General features: G+C 69.2%; 17 protein-coding genes, 4 pseudogenes and 1 riboswitch. Of the genes and pseudogenes, 15 read left to right on the forward strand and 6 right to left on the reverse strand.

Features of this window, described 5'->3' with window-relative positions; translation table 11 throughout:
* Window positions 1-4: 4 nt before the first annotated feature.
* The 5 genes from ACHMW8_RS19735 to hflX all read left to right on the forward strand — a co-directional run bounded on the left by ACHMW8_RS19735 (window position 5) and on the right by hflX (window position 6,267).
* Window positions 5-2,263 (forward strand): ATP-binding protein, encoded by a 2,259-nt coding sequence (locus tag ACHMW8_RS19735; protein WP_395443489.1) that lies wholly within the window; start codon window positions 5-7, stop codon window positions 2,261-2,263.
* Entirely contained in the window at window positions 2,260-3,648 is a 1,389-nt protein-coding gene (gene ntrX, locus ACHMW8_RS19740) for a nitrogen assimilation response regulator NtrX (protein ID WP_125158441.1), read from the forward strand. Before ACHMW8_RS19735 ends, ntrX begins: the two co-directional genes overlap by 4 nt.
* Window positions 3,649-4,512: a D-amino-acid transaminase gene (locus ACHMW8_RS19745; RefSeq protein WP_395443490.1), complete on the forward strand. Its 864-nt coding sequence runs from the start codon at window positions 3,649-3,651 to the stop codon at window positions 4,510-4,512.
* 156 nt (window positions 4,513-4,668) lie between these two features.
* Window positions 4,669-4,917 carry an RNA chaperone Hfq gene (gene hfq / locus ACHMW8_RS19750; RefSeq protein WP_013079113.1) on the forward strand — a complete coding sequence of 83 codons (249 nt, stop codon included), beginning with the start codon at window positions 4,669-4,671 and terminating at the stop codon, window positions 4,915-4,917.
* A 12-nt stretch (window positions 4,918-4,929) separates the two neighbouring features.
* Window positions 4,930-6,267 carry a GTPase HflX gene (gene hflX / locus ACHMW8_RS19755; protein ID WP_125158439.1) on the forward strand — a complete coding sequence of 446 codons (1,338 nt, stop codon included), beginning with the start codon at window positions 4,930-4,932 and terminating at the stop codon, window positions 6,265-6,267.
* Between the two features lie 9 nt (window positions 6,268-6,276).
* Here hflX and mazG read toward each other — a convergent pair.
* The 4 genes and pseudogenes from mazG to cobU all read right to left on the reverse strand — a co-directional run bounded on the left by mazG (window position 6,277) and on the right by cobU (window position 9,818).
* Window positions 6,277-7,126, reverse strand: a pseudogene (gene mazG, locus ACHMW8_RS19760) (nucleoside triphosphate pyrophosphohydrolase).
* Complete coding sequence (locus ACHMW8_RS19765) at window positions 7,083-8,201, reverse strand: MFS transporter (protein WP_395443491.1); 1,119 nt, start codon at window positions 8,199-8,201, stop codon at window positions 7,083-7,085. The pseudogene mazG and the gene ACHMW8_RS19765 overlap by 44 nt, the downstream one beginning before the upstream one ends.
* A 67-nt stretch (window positions 8,202-8,268) precedes the next feature.
* Window positions 8,269-9,264 (reverse strand): annotated as a pseudogene (locus tag ACHMW8_RS19770) (MFS transporter); the annotation flags it as partial.
* Window positions 9,265-9,300: 36 nt separating this feature from the next.
* A pseudogene (gene cobU, locus ACHMW8_RS19775) lies at window positions 9,301-9,818 on the reverse strand (bifunctional adenosylcobinamide kinase/adenosylcobinamide-phosphate guanylyltransferase).
* Window positions 9,819-9,854: 36 nt separating this feature from the next.
* Window positions 9,855-10,046: riboswitch (cobalamin riboswitch) on the forward strand.
* Between the two features lie 147 nt (window positions 10,047-10,193).
* Between cobU and ACHMW8_RS19780 the strand changes: the two are divergent.
* The 10 genes and pseudogenes from ACHMW8_RS19780 to ACHMW8_RS19825 all read left to right on the forward strand — a co-directional run bounded on the left by ACHMW8_RS19780 (window position 10,194) and on the right by ACHMW8_RS19825 (window position 20,398).
* Window positions 10,194-12,146: a TonB-dependent receptor plug domain-containing protein gene (locus ACHMW8_RS19780; RefSeq protein ID WP_395443492.1), complete on the forward strand. Its 1,953-nt coding sequence runs from the start codon at window positions 10,194-10,196 to the stop codon at window positions 12,144-12,146.
* Window positions 12,147-12,150: 4 nt separating this feature from the next.
* Window positions 12,151-13,164 (forward strand): threonine-phosphate decarboxylase, encoded by a 1,014-nt coding sequence (locus ACHMW8_RS19785; RefSeq protein WP_395443493.1) that lies wholly within the window; start codon window positions 12,151-12,153, stop codon window positions 13,162-13,164.
* Between the two features lie 14 nt (window positions 13,165-13,178).
* A complete protein-coding gene (locus ACHMW8_RS19790) occupies window positions 13,179-13,937 on the forward strand; it encodes an ABC transporter substrate-binding protein (protein ID WP_395443494.1) in 759 nt (252 codons plus the stop codon).
* A gap of 55 nt (window positions 13,938-13,992) precedes the next feature.
* A complete protein-coding gene (locus ACHMW8_RS19795) occupies window positions 13,993-14,979 on the forward strand; it encodes a FecCD family ABC transporter permease (RefSeq protein ID WP_395443495.1) in 987 nt (328 codons plus the stop codon).
* Entirely contained in the window at window positions 14,976-15,746 is a 771-nt protein-coding gene (locus tag ACHMW8_RS19800) for an ABC transporter ATP-binding protein (RefSeq protein WP_395443496.1), read from the forward strand. The genes ACHMW8_RS19795 and ACHMW8_RS19800 overlap by 4 nt, the downstream gene beginning before the upstream one ends.
* On the forward strand, window positions 15,736-16,692 hold the full coding sequence (gene cbiB / locus ACHMW8_RS19805; protein ID WP_395443497.1) for an adenosylcobinamide-phosphate synthase CbiB: 957 nt from the start codon (window positions 15,736-15,738) through the stop codon (window positions 16,690-16,692). The genes ACHMW8_RS19800 and cbiB overlap by 11 nt, the downstream gene beginning before the upstream one ends.
* Window positions 16,680-18,139 (forward strand): annotated as a pseudogene (locus ACHMW8_RS19810) (cobyric acid synthase). The gene cbiB and the pseudogene ACHMW8_RS19810 overlap by 13 nt, the downstream one beginning before the upstream one ends.
* Window positions 18,139-19,164 carry a nicotinate-nucleotide--dimethylbenzimidazole phosphoribosyltransferase gene (cobT, locus tag ACHMW8_RS19815; protein WP_395443498.1) on the forward strand — a complete coding sequence of 342 codons (1,026 nt, stop codon included), beginning with the start codon at window positions 18,139-18,141 and terminating at the stop codon, window positions 19,162-19,164. Before ACHMW8_RS19810 ends, cobT begins: the two are co-directional and overlap by 1 nt.
* A gap of 2 nt (window positions 19,165-19,166) precedes the next feature.
* Entirely contained in the window at window positions 19,167-19,922 is a 756-nt protein-coding gene (cobS, locus tag ACHMW8_RS19820; RefSeq protein WP_395443499.1) for an adenosylcobinamide-GDP ribazoletransferase, read from the forward strand.
* Complete coding sequence (locus ACHMW8_RS19825; protein ID WP_395443500.1) at window positions 19,919-20,398, forward strand: tyrosine phosphatase family protein; 480 nt, start codon at window positions 19,919-19,921, stop codon at window positions 20,396-20,398. The genes cobS and ACHMW8_RS19825 overlap by 4 nt, the downstream gene beginning before the upstream one ends.
* On the opposite strand, the gene ACHMW8_RS19830 is transcribed toward ACHMW8_RS19825, so the two are convergent.
* A complete protein-coding gene (locus ACHMW8_RS19830) occupies window positions 20,395-20,985 on the reverse strand; it encodes a DUF2939 domain-containing protein (RefSeq protein WP_395443501.1) in 591 nt (196 codons plus the stop codon). The two genes, ACHMW8_RS19825 and ACHMW8_RS19830, sit on opposite strands and share 4 nt — an antisense overlap.
* A gap of 47 nt (window positions 20,986-21,032) precedes the next feature.
* Window positions 21,033-22,091: an alginate lyase family protein gene (locus ACHMW8_RS19835; protein ID WP_395443502.1), complete on the reverse strand. Its 1,059-nt coding sequence runs from the start codon at window positions 22,089-22,091 to the stop codon at window positions 21,033-21,035.
* Window positions 22,092-22,244 lie beyond the last annotated feature (153 nt).

Consider the following 22,244-nt stretch of genomic DNA (forward strand, 5'->3'; position numbering starts at 1 on the left):
GGCGATGTCTTCAGTGGCTTACGCGACGGGATCGGAAGCCCCGCCGACCCGGTTCAGCCGGGCCTGGTGGCGAGAGCTTCTGCGGTCGCGGTACCTGACCGGCGGGGCCTACGCGCTGGCGGTGATCCTGACCGTCGCCAGCGTCGCCCTGGCTTCGTCGCCGCCCAAGACCGATTCGATCAGCACCGCCTCGACGGTCATCCTGGTCGTGCTGGGCTTCAACCTGGTGCTGATCCTGGGCGTGGCCACTGTGGTGGGCCTGCGCCTCTACGACCTGATCGACGCCCGCGCCAGCGACGCCGGCGCCCGCCTGCACCTGCGCTTCGTTGGCCTGTTCTCGCTGGCGGCGGTGGCCCCGGCGGTGATCGTGGCGCTGTTCTTCGGGGTGCTGGTCAACCGCGGCGTGGACGGCTGGTTCAGCCAGCGGGTCCAGACCGTGGTCGGCAACTCGGCCAAGGTCGCGATCTCGTATGTCGAGCAGCAGAAGAACTATATCTCCGAGCACATCGGCCCCATGGCGGCCAATCTGAACGAAGCCGCGCCGGCCCTGGCCCATTCGCCAGTCGCGTTCGGGCACTTCCTGGCGGACGAGACCAGGAACAACGGCTTCGCCGCCGCTTACATCCTCGACCGTGACGGCCGCGTCCTGGCCCGGGCCGAACTGCGCGACGCACCGCCGTTCCTGGCGCCGCCGCCGTCCAGCTATCAGGCCACGGACAGCGGCGAGGTCACCGCCCAGCGCTTCGTCTCGACCGATCTCTTCCGAGCGCTCTACAAGCTCAACGGCTTTCCGGACGCCTATCTCTATGTCGTCCGGCCGATCGAAAAAGGCATCCTGACCCACCTGATCGAGACTCAGGACGCCCTGGTCTCGTACCGTGACGCCGAACGCAGCCGCGGCCGGATCCAGGCGATCTTCGGCCTCAGTTATCTGGAGACGGCGCTGCTGGTCCTCGTGGCGGCCATCTGGGTGGGGATCGCCGCCGCCAACTCGATCGCCGGCCCGGTGGCGGGCCTGGTCGAGGCGGCGGGCCGTGTCTCCGGCGGCGACCTCGACGCCCGGGTGGAAGCCGACACCGGCCCCGAGGAGATCCGGGCGCTGTCCAACGCCTTCAACATGATGACCAGCGAACTGCAGCTGCAGCAGGCCGCGCTGAAGACTGCCAGCCTCGACGCGGAGAGCCGCCGTCTGTTCATCGAAACGGTGCTGTCGGGCGTCAGCGCCGGCGTCATCAGCCTGGACGAGCACGGCAAGGTCTCGGCGGTCAACCGTCGCGCCGTGACCCTGCTGGGCCTGCCGGAGGGCGCCCTTGGAACCGACCTCATCCAGCTAGCGCCCGAGTTCGAGACGGTGATGGAGGCGCTGCAGGAGAGCCGTCCGGACACCGACGTCGAGGTCGACATTCAGCGCGAGGGCGAGACTCGCCGACTGCGAGTGCGCGCCGCCGGCCACGTGGCCGAAGGCCTCGTTCTGACGTTCGACGACATCACCCGCCTGATGGCCGCCCAGCGCAACGCCGCGTGGAAGGATGTCGCGCGCCGCATCGCCCACGAGATCAAGAACCCGCTCACCCCGATCCAGCTGTCGGCCGAGCGCCTGAGGCGCAAGTATCGCAAGGAAATCGCCAGCGACCTTGAGACCTTCGACCGCTGCACAGAGACGATCATTCGCCAGGTCGGCGATATCGGCCGGATGGTCGACGAGTTTTCCGCCTTCGCCCGTATGCCGGCGCCGCGCTTCGAGCCGGCCAACTTGACCGAGATGCTGCGTCAGGCGGTCTTCGCCCAGCGGTTCCAGGACGCCGAGATCGAGGTCAAGCTGCGGGAACCGGGCGGCGAGGACGTCTGGATCACCTGCGACGAACGGATGATCGGTCAGGTTCTGACCAATATCCTGAAGAACGCCGGTGAGGCGGTCGGCGCGCGCCGACTGACCGATCCCGACCTGAAGGGCCGTATCACCGCGATCCTCAGTTCGGACGCCGACGAACTGTGCGTGACGATCGAGGACAACGGCGTCGGCCTGCCCGCCAAGGACCGCGATCGCCTCACCGAGCCCTATGTGACCACCCGCGAGAAGGGGACAGGCCTGGGCCTGGCCATCGTCAAGCGGATCATGGAGGACCACGGCGGCGGCCTGGCCCTGACCGACGCCCGCGAGCTTCCCGGAGCCCGCGTGATCCTGAAATTCCCGACGACTGTACGACTGCACGCCACGGTCCCCAACTATGCGGACCAGAGTGGCGCCGAGGAGATGATATGAGCGCCGACGTTCTTGTGGTCGATGATGAAGCCGATATCCGCGAGCTGGTGGCCGGCATCCTTGAGGATGAGGGCTACGCGGTGCGGACGGCCGCCGATTCCGATCAGGCCCTCGCCGCGATCCGGGCCCGCAAGCCGGCCCTGCTGGTCCTGGACATCTGGATGCAGGGCGGCGGCATGGACGGTCTGGAATTGCTGGACATGGTCAAGGGGTTGGACGCTGACCTGCCGGTGATCATGATCTCGGGTCACGGCAATATCGAAACCGCGGTCAGCGCCATCAAGCGCGGCGCCTACGAGTTTCTGGAAAAGCCGTTCAAGTCCGACCGGCTTCTGATGATCGTCGAGCGGGCGCTGGAGGCGGCGGGCCTGCGCCGCGAGAACCGCCGGCTGCGGACCCAGACCCTGACGCCGGATGGCCTGATCGGCAAGTCGGCGCCGGCTCAGGCCCTGCGCCAGCTGATTCTCAAGGTGGCGCCGGCCAATAGCCGCATCCTGGTCTCCGGCCCGCCCGGGTCCGGCAAGGAACTGGTGGCCCGCCTGATCCACGGCGCCAGCGCCCGGGCCAAGCAGGAGTTCGTCGCCGTCAGCGCCGCGGGCATGGCCCCCGAGCGGCTGGACGTCGAACTGTTCGGCGAGGAAGGCGAGGGCGGTCGTCCGCGCAAGATCGGCGTGTTCGAACGCGCCCATGGCGGCACGCTCTATCTCGACGAAGTCGCCGACATGCCGCGCGAGACTCAGGGCCGCATCCTGCGGGTGCTGGTGGAGCAGCGCTTCCGGCGGGTTGGCGGCGACAATGATGTCCAGGTCGACGTGCGGGTGATCTCGTCCAGCTCGCGGGATCTGCGCGACGAGATCACCAGCGGTCGCTTCCGCGAGGATCTGTTCCACCGCCTGAACGTGGTGCCGGTGCGCGTGCCGGGCCTGGCCGAGCGCCGTGAGGACATTCCCGAGCTGATCGCCTATTTCGTCGACAAGATCAGCGAGGCCACCGGCCTGGCGCGCCGTCGCCTGGGCGAAGACGCCCTGGCCACGCTGCAAGTGCAGACCTGGCCCGGCAATGTCCGCCAGTTGCGCAACAACGTCGAGCGCATGCTGATCCTGGCTTCGGGCGAACCAGGCGAGGTGATCACCGCCGAGATGCTGGCGGGCGCCGACCAGCCCAGCGCCGGCAACGCCGGGGCGATCGGTGCCGAGCGGATCATCGCCCTGCCGCTGCGCGAGGCCCGCGAGCTGTTCGAGCGCGAGTACCTGAACGCCCAGATCCTGCGGTTCGGCGGCAACATCTCGCGCACCGCCAATTTCATCGGCATGGAGCGCTCGGCGCTGCACAGGAAGCTCAAGTCCCTGGGCGTGGCCGGGGCCCGGGCGGAAGAGGAAGAGTAGATGTCGCGTTTCGCCTATGTGAACGGCCGCTTCGTGCGTCACGGCGAGGCCGCCGTGCCGATCGAGGATCGCGGCTATCAGCTGGCTGACGGCGTCTACGAGGTCTGGGCCGTGTTCGACGGCAAGCTGGCCGACGCCGAGGGCCACTTCGCTCGCCTGTGGCGCAGTCTCGACGCGCTGCGCATCGCCCACCCCATGAGCCAGGCGTCACTGACAATGGTCCTGCGCGAGGCGGTGCGCCGTAACAAGGTCAAGGAGGGGCTCTGCTATCTGCAGATCACCCGCGGCGTCGCCAAGCGCGACCATGCCTTCCCGAATCCGGCCGTCCCGCCGGCGATCGTCGTCACCGCCAAGTCGCTGGATCGCTCGGCTGCCGAGGCCAAGGCCGCCAAGGGCGCTTCGGTGATCTCGGTCCCCGAGAACCGTTGGGGCCGCTGCGACATCAAGTCGATCGGCCTGCTGCCCAACGTCCTGGCCAAGCAGGCGGCGCGTGAGCGCGGCGCGCTCGAGGCCTGGTTCGTCGATGACATGGGCCTGGTGACCGAGGGCGCGTCGTCCAACGCCTGGATCATCGACGCCGAGGGCGCCCTGCGGACCCGCGACACCAACGCCAACATCCTGCGCGGCGTGACCCGCTCGACCCTGCTGGAGGTGATCCGCGAAACCGGCCTGCCGTTCAGCGAGAAGCCGTTCACCATCGCCGAGGCGCAAGCCGCCAAGGAGGCGTTCATCACGGGCGCTGGCTCCCTGGTCACGCCGATCACCCAGATCGACGGAGTCAAGCTGGGCGACGGTCAGCCGGGGCCTGTGGCGATCGGCCTGCGGCGTTCCTATATGGAGCGAGCGCGCCTCAAAGCCGTCTGAGATCGGAGCAATATTCGGTCCAAACGTTTTGAGGGCGAACGGCCTCGCGGAAATTTTCGCTGCGCGCTTGTCGCTTTCAGTGAAAAATCCTCTAGCATGGCCTTGTTTGTGTGGGGGGCGTGTTGCCCTCCGAAAACAACGAGAGGGGAACCCCCGATGTCTGCCGAGAAGAAGCAAAACCTTCAGGACACCTTCCTGAACAGCGTGCGCAAGTCGAAGACGCCGCTCACCATTTTCCTCGTCAACGGCGTGAAGCTGCAGGGCGTGGTCAGCTGGTTCGACAATTTCTGCGTCCTGCTGCGTCGCGACGGCCAGTCGCAACTGGTCTACAAGCACGCCATTTCCACCATCATGCCGGCTCAGCCTGTTCAGCTCTACGAGCCCAGCGCCGACTCCGACGACTGAATTTAGAGACGCTTGTCCAAATCCACATCCAGGTCGATTGACCACGCCGCGCCGATCCTGAAGGCGCTCGTCATCCATCCGGCGCGGCAATTGCGCGGCCAGGCGGCCCTTGAGGCCCGGGACCCCAACGCCCGGCTCGAGGAAGCCGTCGGCCTCGCCATCGCCCTCGATCTCGACGTCGTCGAGACGATGATCGCGCCGCTGCGCGCCGTCACGCCCGCCACGCTGTTCGGCAAGGGCAAGGTCGAGGAGTTCGCGGCGATCTGCGAGGTCGAGCACATCGACGTCGCCGTCTTCGACGACCAGCTCACGCCTATCCAGCAGCGCAATCTCGAGAAGGCGCTGGAGGTGAAGGTCGTAGACCGCACCGGCCTCATCCTCGAGATCTTCGCCCGCCGGGCCCGGACCCGGGAAGGCCGTCTGCAGGTCGAGCTGGCCAGGCTGGAGTACGAGCGCTCGCGCCTCGTCCGCACCTGGACCCACCTTGAGCGGCAGCGCGGCGGCACCGGCAATACCGGTGGTCCCGGCGAAACCCAGATCGAACTGGACCGCCGCCTGATCCGCGACAACATCCTCAAGCTCAAGAAGGAGCTGGAGGAGGTGCGCCGCACGCGGACCCTGCACCGCAGCGCCCGCAAGAAGGTCCCGTATCCGACGGTCGCCCTGGTGGGCTACACCAACGCCGGCAAGTCCACGCTGTTCAACCGCCTGACCGAGGCGGAAGTCCTGGCCAAGGACATGCTGTTCGCGACCCTGGACCCGACCCTGCGCACCGTGAAGCTGCCCGACGGGCGGCCGGCGATCATGTCCGACACCGTCGGCTTCATCTCCGACCTGCCGCACGAGCTGGTCGAGGCCTTCCGCGCCACCCTCGAGGAGGTGCAGGAGGCCGACGTGGTGCTGCACGTTCGCGACGTCGCCAATCCCGACAGCGAGGCCCAGGCCCGCGACGTCGAGACCGTGCTGGCCGAGCTGGGCGTGACGTTTGACGAGGGCAAGACCGTCGTCGAGGTCTGGAACAAGATCGACCTGCTGTCCGAGGAGGATCGCGAGGTCATCGAGGGCCATGCCCGGCGCAAGGAGGCTTCGACGGTGTCGGCCGTCACCGGCGAGGGTTGCGAGGCCCTGCTGCGCCGGATCAGCGGCCTGATCGACGACTCCCCGCCAGTCGAGATCCAGCTGAAGGCGCAGGATGGCCAGGCCATCGCCTGGATCTATCGCAACGGTCGCGTGCTGAGCCGCTACGACGGTCCGGACGGTGACGTCATGATCGTCACCCGGCTCGACAGCCAGGCGCTCGGCCGGTTCGAACGCCAGTACCCCGGCGCCGTCGTCGGGACCGTGGACTAAGGGCGGCGACTAACCCTTCTTCTCCGCCGCCTTGGCGTCGTTCCACAGGGCGTCCATTTCCGCCAGATCGGACTGGTCGGGCGTCCTGCCGCGCTCGGCCAGGCCCGCCTCGACAAAGGCGAAGCGGCGGGTGAACTTGGCGTTGGTGGCGCGCAGGGCGTCCTCGGGGTCGACGTCGAGCTTGCGGGCCAGGTTGGCGCAGACGAACAGGATGTCGCCCAGCTCCTCGCGGGCCTTGGCCATGTCGCCGGCCTCGATCTCGACCTCGATCTCGGCGGTCTCCTCGCGCAGCTTGTCCAGCACCTCGCGGGCCGAGGGCCAGTCGAAGCCGACCCGGGCCGCGCGCTTGGTCAGCTTGACGGCGCGGGTGAGGGCGGGGAGTTCCCGCCGGCACGTCGTCCAGCACGCCGGTCTTGGCCTTGGCCTTGCGCTCCTGGGCCTTCAGCTCTTCCCAGCCAGCGACCTGGGCCGAGAGGTCCGCGTAGGCGTGATCGCCGAACACATGTGGATGCCGGCGGATCATCTTGTCGGAGATGGCCGCCGCCACGTCCTTCAGGTCGAACGCGCCCAGTTCCTCGGCCATCCGCGAATGGAACACCACCTGCAGCAGCAGGTCGCCCAGCTCGTCGCGCAGCTCCGGCAGGTCGTTGCGTTCGATGGCGTCGGCGACCTCGTAGGCCTCCTCGACCGTGTAGGGCGCGATCGTCGCGAAGGTCTGCTCCAGGTCCCAGGGGCAACCGCCGTTCGGATCGCGCAGCCTGGCCATGATCTCGACCAGGCGGAAGATGGGGTGCCCATCTTCGCCTTGAGAGCCTTCATTCGGCCGGGCCAGGGGCGGGGACTTGCTGGGGGAGGACATGGGCTTGCGGCTCCGCTGCGGGGGCGTCCCGCTCCGCCGCATCCCGCGCCCCGAGTTGGCGCTGAATCTCGGCGACCCGGGTCGCATCCAGCGGATAGCGCAACATGACAGCCGCGACCACCAATCCCATCGTCGCCGGGACGATGGCGTACATGGCGATCAGCGCGTTGTCGCCCGAGACGGTCGGAACCTTGGGGTCGAAGCCCATCCATTGCAGAACGGGGAAGGCCCCGATCGCCAGGGCGTAGCCCAGCTTCACCGTGCCGGTCAGGATGGCGTAGAGCAGGCCGGTGCGGTCGACGCCGCTGGTGAGCCGCTCCTCGTCGCCGATATCGGCCATCATGGCGCGCACCAGCACCGGCGCGGCTGTATAAGGGATGCCGGCCAGGATCAGGACGAGCGTGCCGATGCCGGAATTGCCGACCGGCGTGAACACGGTGGCGACCTGGACGATGGCGTAGATCACGGCGGCGACGGACAGGGCGCGGTGCTTGCCGATGCGCTTTGCCAGAAACGGCCACAGCGGCGCGCTGAGCAGGCCAGCCAGGAAATAGATCAGCAGCAGCACGCCCGACTGGGTCTTGTCGAAGTGCTTCACCCGCTCGAAGAAGAACAGGAACAGCGCCCCGGCTATGCCCGGCGCCAGGCCCATCAGCAGGTCGGCGAACAGAAGCATGCGCACCGACGGACGGCCGAGCAGCGCCAGATACTGCCTGATGCCGGCCGCGTGCCGCGCGACCGGCGCGGCCGGCTCGCCGACGACGCGGACGGCCATCAGAATGGTGATCGGCAGCAAAGCGACGATGAACCAGCCCATGGCGCGTACGCCCTCGGCGTGACCGGTCTGGAAGACGCCCACCAGCAGCGGCGGCAGGCACAGGACCAGGATCATGCCGACCATGTTGCCGGCCTGCCACCAGCCATAGATCCGCGAGCGTTGCTGATAGTCGCGAGACAGCACGCCGCCCCAGGCGGTGTGGGACAGGACGACCATCGAATAGCCGGCATAGGTGAGCAGCAGCCAGCCCCACAGATAGAAGGCGCTGGCGCCGGGCTGGCCCATGAACAGGGCCAACGCCCCGGATTCCCACCACCGGCATGCCGCCCAGCAGCCAGGGCCTGAAGCGTCCGAGCTTGGTGCGGGTCCGGTCCATGATCCCGCCCAGGAAGGGGTCGAGGGAGATGTCGATCAGCCGCACGAAAAGGAAGGCCGCGCCGACCGCCGCCAACGAAAGCCCGACCGTGCTGACATAGAATTCGGGCAGGTAGACCACGAGCGGGAGGCCAAGCGCGGCGATCGGAATATTAGGCGAGGCGAAGGCCGCCAGGGCCCACGAAGACCGTCGTTGAGTTGATGGGCTCTCGGACATCTCTCTACTCCTCCCCGCGCTGTTGGTCGCGCTCGGACACTCGAAGGCCGCTGAACGGCCGTTTGAATGAGTTTGCGGGCATTGTTCGCGGAGCGCCAGCCTCTTCCTGCGATCGAGACGCGCGTCCGCCGCTTCACGCGATCGCTTCGCTGAAGGTGCGGAAAGGGATGCGGAGCGCCGGACAGCGTCCGGAGTTTGGAAGTAGAAATACCGTTTCGACGAAGCCCGACGCTCCGCGCGATCGTTTTCCGGAAGCGTGACGCCGTGATGCTGTTCGCACCCCGACACCCTTGAAGCCTCCGACGGGCGGGTCAGGCCGCGTAGCCTGATCCCGGTCAGGAACCTTTCAGCTCCTCTGTCGCTCTCCTCGGCCTGCATCCACCGTCGTTTCTGTGTTCCAGGGTCGACTACCGTGGGGATGGCGCAGTTGCGGAGTCTCCCCCGCGCCGACGAGCGCGCCCGCTCGATCGCCCCCCGTCGCCGCAACGGTCGCTGGCCACGCGCCCTTTCCTCGCGATGAGGTGGGTAGAGAATACGGCAGGTTTCGCGGCCGGGGACGCAAGGCCGTGAATGCTCGCGCGATCCCCATGAACCCCTCTCTCTTTGAGAGAGGGTGGGGCCCATGCGCAGCATGGGAGGGTGAGGGTTACGCCCTCTCCGGACAAGGCAATGGCGAGGTAAGTGGCTGAGAGATCTCGGTTTTCTCCGGCTATCGGTGAAACCTCTCACCCTCCCACGCCTGCGGCGCGGGCCCCTCCCTCTCTCCATGAGAGAGGGCTTCAACGCCCGCGCTCAGACGGGAATTCACCCCTGTGGCTTCAGCTTCAGCGGCAACCCGGCGGCCACGAAATAGACCTCGTCGACCGTCTGGGCCAGCTGCTGGTGCAGCCGGCCGGCCTCATCCCGAAACCGCCGGCCCAGCGGAGTTTCGGCACCAGGCCCAGGCCGACCTCGTTGCTGACCAGCCAGAGTTGGGCGGGGCACGCCGCCACGGCGTCGACTAGGGCTGTGACGGCCGCCTCCACGTCCCGCTCGGCCAGCATCAGGTTGGACAACCAAAGGGTCAGGCAGTCGACCATGGCCACGGCGTGAGGGGGCAGGGCGGTGATCGCCTCGGCCAGGGCCAGCGGCGCCTCCACCGTGGTCCATGATTCGCCGCGGTCGGCCTGGTGGCGGGCGATGCGTTCGGCCATTTCGTCGTCAAAGGCTTGGCCAGTGGCGATCAGCACCGGACGCGCCGCTCCAGCGACGGTTTCCGCCGCCTTCTGGGCGAAGGCGCTCTTGCCGGAACGGGCTCCGCCCAGCACCAGGATCGACGTCATGGAAGCTCCACATTGACCGTGCGCGGCGCAGTCTATAGGGCTGGCCGCGCGTCAGGCTCCTCGAAAGAGGATTAAAAGGGAACGAGGTTCAACACCTCGGCTGCCCCCGCAACTGTAAGCGGCGAGTTCTAGCGTCACATGCCACTGGGGTCTTTCGGATCCTGGGAAGGCGACGCCAAGAGCGACGACCCGCGAGCCAGGAGACCTGCCCGGCGCAGTCGTTCATCGCTCGGCCGGGGTGCGCCGAACGAACGGGATCTCCCGCGAAACGACAGTCAAAAGGGCCGCGCGACGGTCCGGGGCGTAATCGCGGCTGTCCAGCTGGCGGGGCGTCGCGGTCAGGCGCGCGGGTCGTTCAACTGGGAAGATTGAAACATGATCCGAACGTTTCTGAGCTCCACCGCGCTCGCCACGATCCTTGTCGCCGGTCCGGCCATGGCCGACGAGCAGAAGGCCCCGGAAGCCGATGTCGCCGGCGCCGTCGGCGCCAACGGCGTCGCCGAACTGGTGGTCACCGCGACCCGCACCGTCCAGCCGATCGAGAAGGTCGGCGCGTCGGTCACCGTCCTGACCCAGGCCGCCATCGAGGCCAGTCAGGCCATCTCGGTCACGGAGCTGCTGGCCCAGACGCCGGGCGTCAGCTTCACCCGCAACGGCGGACCCGGCGCGACGACCGGCCTCAACATCCGCGGCGCCGAGACCCAGCACACCGTGGTGCTGATCGACGGCGTCAAGCTGAACGACCCGTCCTCGACCCAGGGCGGCTTCAACAGCGGCAACCTGCTGGTCGGCGACATCGCGCGCATCGAGGTGCTGCGCGGCGCCCAGTCGACGCTTTGGGGCAGCCAGGCCATCGGCGGCGTGGTCAATATCGTCACCGCCGATCCCACCGTCCCGTTCACCAGCTCGATCGAGGCCGAAGGCGGCGCGCGCAAGACCGGCTACCTGCGGGCCGGCGTCGGCGGCGCTTCGGACAAGATCACCTGGCGCCTGGCCGGCGGTTACTACACCACAGACGGCTTCTCCTCGTACAAGGTCGGCAAGGAGAAGGACGGTTACCAGAACACCGGCCTGTCGGGCCGCGTTCGTGTGGCGCTGACGGAGAACGTCTCGGCCGAGGTGCGCTCGGTCTATTCGAAGGGCAAGAATGACTTCGACGCCTTCAACGGCGACAGCCCCGAATTTGGCCGCACCGAGGAACTGGTCGTCTATACCGGCCTGAACTTCGCCCTGCTGGACGGCCGCTGGAATAACCGCCTCGGCTACGCCTACACCGACACCGACCGGGAGAACCTCAACCCGGCCCGCCCAGCCGCGCCGTTGACCTTCGACGCCGCCGGCAAGAACAAGCGCTTCGAATATCAGGGCGTGTTCGCCATCTCGGACATCTGGACCGCCACCTTCGGCGCCGAAACCGAGAAGGCCCGCATGCGCACGCGCTCGCCGACGGTCGCCAAGCCGAACCCGGTGTTCAGCACCGGCCGCGTCGGCGTCGACAGCCTCTACGGCCAGCTGCAGGTCGAGCCGGTGAAGGGCCTGACCCTGACGGGCGGGCTGCGCTACGAGGATCACGACACCTATGGCAGCCACACCCTGGGGCAGGTCGCGGCGGCCTGGGCGCTCAACGAGGGCGACACCGTCCTCCGCGCCAGCTTCGGCCAGGGCTTCCGCGCCCCGGGCCTCTACGAGCTCTACAGCGAGTACGGCAACCTGACCCTGGCGCCGGAGGAGTTCGACAGCTGGGACGCCGGCGTCGAGCAGCGCTTCTTCGGCGGCAAGGCCCGCGCCTCGGCCACCTGGTTCCACCGCGAGGCCGACAACGAGATCCGCTTCTTCTCGTGCGCCTCGGGCTCGACCACGGCGTTGTGCAATCCGAACGGCGCTTTCCGCTTCGGCTACTACGACAACGTCCAGAAGACCAAGGCCCAGGGCCTGGAGCTGATCGGCGAGGTCAAGCCGACCACGGCCCTGACCATCACCGGCAACTACACCTACACCGACGCCGAGTCCGCCTCGGGCGCCAGCAAGGGCAAGCAGCTGACCCGCCGCCCGAAGAACATGGGCAACCTGTCGGCGACCTATCGCTGGCCGGTGGGCCTGTCGACCACCGTGGCGGTGCGTTACGTGGGCAAGACCTACAACAACGACGCCAACACCCAGGTGGTGAAAGACTACACCCTGGTCGACCTGCGCGCGGCCTATCCGATCAGCGAGACCCTAGAGGTGTTCGGCCGGGTCGAGAACGCGTTCGACAAGGACTACCAGACCATCCTGAACTACGGCGCGCCGGGACGCGGGGCCTTCGTGGGCCTGCGGGCGCGTTTCTAGGCTGATGTCGGCGTCGATCTCCACCATCGGCGCCTTCCGGCACGGCGGCCGTCTCCGCGAGGCGATGGCCGCTTTTCCGGACGCGCCGCGTCCCTGGCTGGACCTGTCGACCGGGATCAATCCCGAGCCGTGGTCGGGCCAGCGGGCGCCGGCCGACGCCCTGCGCCGGCTGCCGGACCCGCGTGAGCTCGCCGAACTCGAGACGATCGCCGCGCGCGCTTTCGGCGTCGCCGACCCCGGCCGCGTGGTCGCCACCTCCGGCGCGGAGGCGGCGCTGCGGCTGCTGCCCGGTCTGATCGGCGGCGGGGAGGTCGCGCTGCTGGCCCCGATCTATGGCGGCCATGCCGAGAGCTGGGCGGCCTCGTCGCCAAGCCTCGTGACGTCGCTGGAAGACCCTCGAGCCGTCGCCGCCGATGTGCTGGTGCTGGTCAATCCGAACAATCCCGACGGCCGCCGCATCGACCGCGACACCTTGGCAGCCCTGGCCGCGGAACGCTCCGACGCCGGACGCTGGACCGTTGTCGACGAGTCCTTTGGCGAGGTCGCGCCGGAGCTCAGCGTCGCCGAGCTGGAGATCGACCGGCTGGTGATCCTGCGCTCGTTCGGCAAGTTCTATGGCCTGCCGGGTGCGCGACTGGGTTTCCTGATTGGAAACAAGATCTTCGCGCGGGAATTTCGCGCGCTGGTCGGCGATTGGCCCATCGGCGCCGACGCCCTGGCGCTGGGGATAGAGGCCTATGCCGACGCCGCCTGGCGGGGACGGACCCGTGCGTGGCTGGCCACCCAGGCCGGCGCGGTCGACACGGTCCTGGCCAAGGCGGGTCTCAAGCCGCTCGGCGGCTGCGATCTCTTCCGCTGGGTGGAGACGCCGGACGCGCACGGCCTGTTCACGCGGCTCTGCGCGCGGGGGATACTGACTCGGCCCTTCGCCGATCGCCCTGATCGACTTCGCCTTGGTCTGCCTTCTCGCAATGATTTCAATCGTTTTGAGAGAGATATTCACGCGGTGACATCGTGAATCGCCGGGAGGTCGTGAGCGGAGCGCTGGCGATGACGGCGGGCGCGCCGCCGCCACGTCCCCGGCGCATCGTGTCGCTGAACAGCTGCCTGGACGCCATGCTGGTCCACCTGGCCGACCGCGGCCAGATCGCCGCCCTCAGTCACTACGCCCGCGACGCGCGGGCCTCCACCGTCGCGGATCAGGCCCGGACGCTGCCCTACACCTGGGAGAGCGCCGAGGAGGTCATCGACCTCATGCCCGATCTCGTCCTGGCCAGCCAGCACTCGGCGCTGGCGACGCGCAACGCGCTCAAGCGCCTGCATGTGCCGGTCCAGCGCTTCAAGGTGCCTAGGTCGATCGACGAGAGCCTCCTCCAGGTCCGCGAGGTGGCCAGGCTGATCGGCCATCCCGATCGCGGCGAGGCCCTGGTCGCGCGTATCGGAGCGGCGATCGCGGCGGCCAGGCCCGCGCCCGGCGCGCGGCGGCTGACGGCGCTGATCTATCAGCCCAACGGCTTCGCGGCCGGCCCTGGAACCCTGGTCGACGAGATGATGGCGGAAACCGGCTTCGACAATGTCGCCCGCCGCTTCGGCTTGAAGACCTGGGCAATGTCGGGCTGGAGCGCCTGCTGGCCGATCCGCCCCAGGTGCTGCTGGTCGGCGTCCCGGCGCCCGGCGCGCGCAGCTGGGCGGACCGGGTCATGTCCCATCCGGCTCTCAAGGTCATATCCGGGCGAATGCGTCAGGTGCGGCTGCCCGAAAGGCTCCTCTATTGCGGCGGCCCGGTGCTGATCGAGACCGCCGCCGCCATGGCGCTGGCGCGCGCCCAAGCTTTGAAGGAGGGCGCATGAAATCGCGATCGCCATGGATGATCGGCGGCGTCCTGCTGGCGCTGCTGGTCGTGCTGTTCGGCGTCAGCTTGTGCGCCGGGCGCGTCTGGGCGCCGTGGAGCGCCTGGACCTCGGGCGGCGCCGATCCGCGCTGGGCCATCGTCTTCGGCCTGCGCCTGCCGCGCACCATTCTGGCCATGCTGGTCGGCGGAGCCCTGGGCCTCTCCGGCGCGGCGCTGCAGGGCTACACCCGCAATCCGTTGGCCGATCCCGGAGCCCTCGGCGTCTCGGCGTCGGCGGCGCTGGGCGCGGTGCTGACGCTCTATCTGGGCGCGGCGGGCGAGGCGATCTGGATCCTGCCGGCCGCCGCCATGGTCGGGGCGGGCCTGGGCGTCGCGGCCCTGCTGGCCCTGGCGGGCGTCACCTCCAGCATCGTGACCTTCATCCTGGCCGGCTTCGTCATCCAGACGGTCTGCGGCGCCGGCATCGCCCTGGCCCTGAACCTCGCGCCCAACCCTTGGGCGGTGAACGAGATCATCAACTGGACGCTGGGCTCGCTGGCCGATCGCAGCGTCGACGAGGTCAAGCTGGCCGCGCCGGGCGTCATCGCCGGCGGCGTGCTGCTGCTGACCCTGGGGCGCTCGCTGGACGCCTTGACCTTGGGCGAGCAGGGCGCGCGCTCCCTGGGCGTCGACCTGTCGCGCACGCGGCTGCTGATGGCCGTCGGCGTCGCCGTGGCGGTCGGGTCGAGCGTGGCGGTGACCGGCGTCATCAGCTTCGTCGGCCTGATCACGCCGCACCTGCTGCGGCCGCTGCTAGGCTCCAAGCCGAGCGCCGTGCTGCTGCCGTCGTTCCTGGGCGGCGCGGCCCTCACCCTGGCCGCCGACATCCTGGTGCGGATGACTCCGGCCGCCAGCGAGGTCAAGTTGAGCGTCGCCATGGCTATATTGGGCGGGCCGTTCTTCCTGGCCATGCTGATCTCGATGCGCCGGAGGCTGGCATGATCTCCGCCCGGAACGTGACCCTCGCCCTGGGCGGACGTCCGGTGCTGGACGGCGTCTCCGCCGATTTCGCCAAGGGAGGGCTGATCGCCATCCTCGGTCCCAACGGGGCGGGCAAGTCGACCCTTCTATCGTGCCTGGCCGGCCTGCTGCGCCCGGATGGCGGCGGGATCACCCTGGACGGCGTAGCGGTCGCGACCATGCCCGGCCGCCAGCGCGCCGGCCGCATCGCCTTCCTGGCCCAGACGCCCGAGATCGCCTGGGACGTCGACCTGCGCGCCTTCGTGGGCCTGGGTCGCACGCCGCATCTCGGGGCCTTCGGTCCCAGCGCCGAGGACCGCGCGGCGGTCGACGCCGCCATCGCCGCCGCCAGCCTGGAAACCTTCGTCGACCGCGCCGTCACCCGGCTATCGGGCGGCGAGCGGGCCCGCGCCCTGATCGCGCGCGGCCTGGCCGGCCAGACCGACTGGCTGCTGGCCGACGAGCCGCTGACGGGTCTCGATCCCGGCCACGCGCTCGACGCCCTGGCCCTGTTCCGCCGCCTGGCCCACGACCAGGGCAAGGGCGTGATCGTCACCCTGCACGACCTGAACCTGGCCGCGCGCTTCGCCGACCGGGTGATGGTGCTGAGCGAAGGCCGCCTCGTCGTCGACGGCGCGCCCGACACGGCCCTGACGCCGCAGACCCTGTCGGATGTCTATGGCGTCGCTGTCCGCCGCCATGCCGGCGAGGGCGGTCCGCTGATCGAGGTGCTGGGCCGTGCCGGCTAGACTGTCCTCCAGCGGCCCCTGGATCGTCCTGGCGGCGGCGGTCGTGGAGGCCGCCGTCGGCTATCCGGACGCCCTGCACCGGCGCGCGCCGCATCCCGTCGTCTGGATCGGCGGGCTGATCTCGTCGCTGGAAGCGGGCCTGAACCTGCCGGATTTCAACGGGACCACGCGCCGCCTGCTGGGCGTCGTGACCCTGGGGGTCATCGTCGGAGTCAGCGGTCTGGCGGGGTGGCTGATCGCGAAGGTCGGCGGTCCCTGGGCGGTCGTGCTGGTCGGGACCCTGGGCCTGGCCCAACGCAGCCTGTTCGACCATGTTCGCGCCGTGGCGAGACCCCTCGCGGCGGGCGACCTGGACAGTGCGCGCATTACGGTCGGCCACATCGTCGGACGCGATGTTGGCCGACTAAACGAGAGCGACATCGCCACGGCCGCCATCGAGAGCCTGGCGGAGAGTTTTTGCGACGGCGTCGTCGCGCCCCTGTTCTGGTTTGTGGTCGCCGGCCTGCCGGGCCTGTTCGTCTACAAGGCCGTCAACACCGCCGACAGCCTGATCGGTCACCGCGAGCCGCGCTGGCGGGCGTTCGGCTGGGCTTCGGCGCGCTTCGACGACCTGCTGAACCTGCTCCCCGCGCGGCTGGCGGGCATGGTGATCGCCCTCGCGGGAGGCCGCGGCTGGAAGATCATGCTGCGCGACGCCGGCAAGCACGCCTCGCCAAACGCCGGCTGGCCCGAGGCGGCCATGGCCGGCGCCCTCGGCGTCCAGCTCGGCGGTCCGGCCTGGTACGACGGCGCGCTGTCCCAGCGTCCGGTGCTCGGCGAGGGCGGTGCGGCGACGCCGGCCGACCTGGTCCGCGCCCTGCGGATCTATCTTGTCGCCTGCGGGCTGCTCTGGGTGATGCTGGCCGTCGCCGGGTTCGTCTGGGGAGGATTCGCATGGCCGCTTTGATGATCCAGGGCTGCGGCTCCGACGTCGGCAAGTCGGTGCTGGTCGCCGGTCTCTGTCGTCTGTTCGCCAATCGCGGCCTGAAGGTGCGGCCGTTCAAGCCGCAGAACATGTCCAACAACGCCGCCGTGACCGCCGACGGCGGAGAGATCGGCCGCGCCCAGGCCCTGCAGGCCATCGCCTGCCGCGTCGCCCCGACCGTCGACATGAACCCGGTGCTCTTGAAGCCCCAGAGCGACGTCGGCGCCCAGCTGATCGTGCGCGGCCGGATCGCCGGGACCTGGAAGGCGCGCGGCTATCAGGAGCGCAAGGCGACGCTGCTGGACACCGTGCTGGAGAGCTTCCGCGCGCTGGAGGCGCAGAGCGACCTCGTCATCGTCGAAGGCGCCGGCAGCCCCGCCGAGATCAACCTGCGGGCCGGCGACATCGCCAATATGGGCTTCGCGATCGCGGCCGACGTGCCGGTGGTGCTGGTCGGCGACATCGATCGCGGTCATGTCATCGCCGCTCTGGTCGGGGCCCACGTGGTGCTGGACGCCGCCGATCGGGCGATGATCAAGGGCTTCCTGATCAACAAGTTTCGGGGCGATCCCAGCCTGTTCCAGGACGGCCGCGCCGAGATCGTCCGCCGCACCGGCTGGGCGGACCTCGGCATGGCGCCCTGGCTGGCGGCGGCGCGGCGCCTGCCGGCCGAAGACGCCGTGGTGCTGGACCGCGCCGCGACCGCCGGCGGCCGCAAGGTGCGGATCGTCGTGCCGATGCTGTCGCGGATCGCCAATTTCGACGAGTTCGACGCCCTGCGCGCCGAGCCGGAGGTGGAGTTCGCCTTCGTCCCCGCCGGGCGCGCCGCTGCCGGGCGACGCCGATCTCGTGATCCTGCCGGGCACCAAGGCGACCCTGGCCGACCTGGCCTTCCTGCGCGCCCAAGGCTGGGACATCGATCTGGCCGCCCACATCCGGCGCGGCGGCCGGGTGCTGGGCGTCTGCGGCGGCTACCAGATGCTGGGCCGGCGGGTGTCGGATCCGGACGGCGTCGAGGGGCCGCCGGACTCGGTTGAGGGATTGGGTCTGCTGGACGTCGAGACGGTGATGACCGGCGACAAGACCTTGCGACCCGTTGCGGGACGGCTGGCTGGCGGCGCGCGGTTCGAGGGCTACGAGATGCACGTCGGCCGCACAACAGGGGCGGTGTCGCCGATGCTGACCTTCGACGACGGCGCCGAACGATGGCGCGGTCTCGGCCAACGGCCAGGTGCGCGGCGCCTATGTCCACGGCCTGTTCGACCAAGGCGAGGCGAGGGCGGCCCTGCTAGCCGAGCTGGGCGCGGTCTCGGACGCGATCGACCAGGCCGTTCGCGTCGACCAGGCGCTGGACGAGATCGCCGCTGACCTGGAGCAGGCCTTCGACATTCCCGCCCTGGCCGCGATCGCCGGCCTGGAGAGCTTCTGATGACCCTTCCGACCGTCACCCCCGTCGACCTTAGCCAGGCGCCCCGGCTGCGCGCCTCAATCGATGGCAAGGCCAAGCCCTTGGGCGCGCTGGGGCGGATCGAGGACCTGGCCGCGCGCCTGGCGCTGATCGCCGGCGAGCGGCCGCTGGACAGAGCCTTGCTGCTGGTCTTCGCCGGCGACCACGGGCTGACCGCCGAGGGCGTCTCGGCCTATCCGTCCAGCGTCACCCAGGCCATGGTCGCGACCTTCCTGGCCGGCAAGGCCAGCGCCAACGCCTTCGCCCGCGCGGTCGGCGCCGAGCTTCGCGTCGTGGACGCCGGAGTCGACGCCGAACTTCCGTCCCATCCGAACCTGCTGGCGCAGAAGTTGCGGCGCGGGACGCGCAACGCCGCCGTCGAGCCAGCCCTGACACCAGAAGAGGTCGACCGCGCGCTTGAGGCCGGTGCCCGCATCGCCCGCGAAGCGGCCGCCGAAGGCTTCGAGATCCTGGCGCTGGGCGAGATGGGCATCGGCAACACCGCCTCGGCGGCCCTGCTCATGCATCGCCTGGCCCCCGCGCCGCTGGCCGAATGCGTCGGGCGGGGGACCGGTCATGACGACGCGGGCCTGGCCCACAAGCTGGCCGCGCTGGAGCGCGCGGCGGCGCGGTCGGACGCCACCGAGCCCGCCGCCGTCCTGGCCGAGTTTGGCGGGCTGGAGATCGCCATGATGGCCGGGGCGGTGATCGGCGCGGCGTCGGCGCGGATCCCGGTGTTGGTCGACGGCTTCATCGCCTCGGCGGCGGCGCTCGCGGCGATCCGAATGGTCCCGGCGGCTCAGGACTACTGTGTTTTCTGCCATCGCTCGGCCGAGCGGGGGCATCAGCGGATGATGGCGGCGCTGGAGGTCGAGCCGCTGCTGGACCTGGGTCTGCGTCTCGGCGAGGGCACCGGCGCGCTGCTGGCTCTGCCGGTCGTGCGCGCCGCCTCACGGCTGATAAGCGACGTCGCCAGCCTGGACGACGTCCTGAGCGGACGGCTCTGAACATGGGCTGGCTCGCGCATCAGGTCCGGCTGCTGCTCTGTGCGGTCCAGTTCCTGACGCGCGCCCCAACCCCGGCGCTGAAGACCTTCGAGCCCGACTGGATCACCCGCTCGGCCCGCTATTTCCCGCTGGTGGGTCAGGGCGTGGGGGCGGTGTGCGCCCTCGTGCTGCTGATTGGCGAGCGGCTGTGGAGCGCGCCGGTCGGGGCGATCCTGGCCCTCGGCGCGGGACTGCTGATCACCGGCGCCTTCCATGAGGACGGCCTGGCCGACACCGCCGACGGCCTGGGCGGCGGCCAGACCCCGGCTCGGCGTCTGGAGATCATGAAGGACAGCCGCGTCGGGACCTATGGCGTCTGCGCCCTGGTCGGCGTGCTGACGCTGAAGGCCGCCGTGCTGGCCACGACGCCGATCGCCGGCGCGCTCTTGTTGGCCGCCCACGGCCTGGGGCGCGCCGCCGCCGTGGTGGTCATGCGCCTGACGCCCTACGCGCCCAGTGGCGAGGCGGGAAAATGGAAGCCTGTTCCTAACGGCGTGCGGACTGGCGAGGTGATCGTCGCCCTGCTGATCGCCGGCTGGCCGCTGATCCTGCTGCCGCCGAGCGCGGTCCTGGTCGGCCTCGCGAGCGGCGCGCTGCTGGCCGGCTTGCTGGCCCTGACCGCCAGGCGGCTGATCGGCGGCCACACCGGCGACGTGCTTGGCGCCGTCGAGCAGGTGTTCGAGCTCGGCTTCCTGCTCGGCGCGGCGGCGCTGGCATGAGGCTGCTGGTCGGCCCCATCACGGCGGTCGGCCGGCTGGAAGCCGAGGCGGACCATGTGCTGTCGCTGATCTCGCCGGACGCGGCGGCGCCGGCTGTAACGCAGCCGAGAACCCTTTTACGATTCAACGATATCGCTGAACAACGTGAAGGTCTCATCGCGCCTTCGGCGGCGATGATCGAGGCGATCCTGGCGCTGCGCGACACGCCCACCTTGCTGATCCACTGCTTCGCCGGCGTCAGCCGCTCGACGGCGGCGGCCTATGTCCTGGCCTGCGCGACGCGGCCAACGGGCGAGGAGGGAGCGCTGGCCGCTCAACTCCGCTCGCTCTGCCCGGAAGCCACGCCCAACCCCCTGATGATCGCGCTGGCCGACAGGATCCTGGATCGCGGCGGCGCCATGGCCCGCGCCATCGCCGGCATCGGTCGCGGCGTTGACGCCTATGAAGGGACAGTGATCGACTGGCGTCTGGCCTAGTTCAGACTTGGCAGCTCGATCTTCACCAGCTTCCACTTGAAGAGCCCGCGACGCTCCAGCACCAGGCCGAACGGCTCCTGGTCGCGGTCCTTGCGGTCGCGATAGGTGGCGCGGAAGTGATCGAGGTCCACGTAGCCGTAACGGACCTCGGTGTCGGACTTGGCCTTGGGCTTCTTCACCTCGGGCTGGGGCTGCTCGATCACCGGACCACCCGGCGTGGCGCTGATGCTTTTCGGCGGCTCGTTGGTCGCGACCATATTGGCGATGGCGTCCGGCGTCGCATAGGTGTCGACCGCCTTGTCGACCACGCCGACCAGGAGCATCTGGCCGAAGGCGGCGAAGGGGTTGTCGCGCAGCTTCGGGTCTTCCTCGACCTTGCGGGTCATGCTGGCCTTGAGCTGGCTCTTCAGACTCTCACGCACGGCCGGGAAGTCGACGGCGCTCTCCAGCCGGGCCTTGTCGCCCGCCTTGGCCGCCGCCGTCAGGCCCTGCAGCGCGAGGATCGGTGAGGCGAAATAGCCGGCGATCACCAGCGCGGCCAGGACGCCCAGGCCAACGCCCGTCAAGATGCGATTAGAGCGAGTCATAAGTTTCTCCCGCGAGGATCAAGGCAGGCGGGAGAACCCGGGTCAACTCATGGCCGCGAGGCCCGCAGGATCTCCGCCCACGGCGCCGGCTTCTTGCCCGTGCGCTTCACCAGGTCGTCACGCAGCGGCAGGTATCGGGCGTCGAGCAGGCTGGCCAGGGTATAGGTGCCGACGCCGTTGGAGACGTCCCAGTCGTGAGGCGCATACTCCTTCTGTCCCGAATTGGCCCGATCGCGGTCGAACTGGATCTTGGAATTGACGAACTCGCTGTGGGTCTTTTCCCCCCGCGCGAACGCGGCCAACCAATCCAGCGAATGGGGCAGGCTGGAGCCGGTCGGACTCTTCCAGCTGAACCAGTCCTCGCCATGCGCCTGGGCCGACAGGGCGGCCATCATCAGCGGATCGAGATTGTAGGTGACGTAGTGCAGGGCGTCGCGCTCGTGGAAGTCGAAGGTCGAGCCGTCAGCATAGAGGTTGACGCCGATCTGCTTGCGGAAGGCGTCGCGGGCGCGGGCGATCAGCTTGGCGTCGCCGGTCTGGTAGGCGGCCAGGGTCGCCATCTTGATCCTGTGGCTCTGCCAGTTGGTGTGGGCGTTCGTCGGCCCCGCGTCCATGGCGTCGAGATAGCCGACCGCCATCCTGCGCCAGAAGGCGTCGAGCTTGGCGCGGATCGGGGCGGGGAGATCGCTCTCCGTCAGGTCGGTGGCCATGACCAGCGTGTCGAAGCCGGTCTCGTCGATCGGATTGAACGAGATCTGGTAGATGTCGGCCCAGTTCTCCAGATAGCGGCCCGTGGCCTCCAGGAACCTGCGGTCGCCGGTCAGGCGGTAGGCCAGCGCGAAGTTCAGCACGATCGGCTGGTCCTCGCGGGCCTTGATGCTGATCTCGCGGATGCCTTTGCCCGGCAGGGTGCCTTCGGTGTGCGCATGCGGGATGGCGCCGGGCGGGCGGTCCAGGGTCGCCTCGGCGCGCGCGACGATCGCCGCCTTAAGCGCGGGCGACACCGCGCCCTTGCCAAAGGTCGGACCCAGCAGGCCGTAGTCGGCGGCGTGCGCCGCGGACGCCACGGTCATCAGGGCGCACGCGGCGAGCCATGCGGTCTTCATAGAAGCCTCCCAAGCTTTCTTGGAGCAAGATATCTGGCCAATCTTCAGGCTTGTCAATTATTGGTCATGCCAATTTATGACATTGGCCGGACCGGACAGCGCCGTGTCCGCCCCCTACGACGACCCCAACGACGGTCCACGGCGCCGCTCAGC

Source organism: Caulobacter sp. UC70_42 (assembly GCF_044056025.1).
In the GTDB taxonomy this organism is placed as follows: Bacteria; Pseudomonadota; Alphaproteobacteria; order Caulobacterales; family Caulobacteraceae; genus Caulobacter.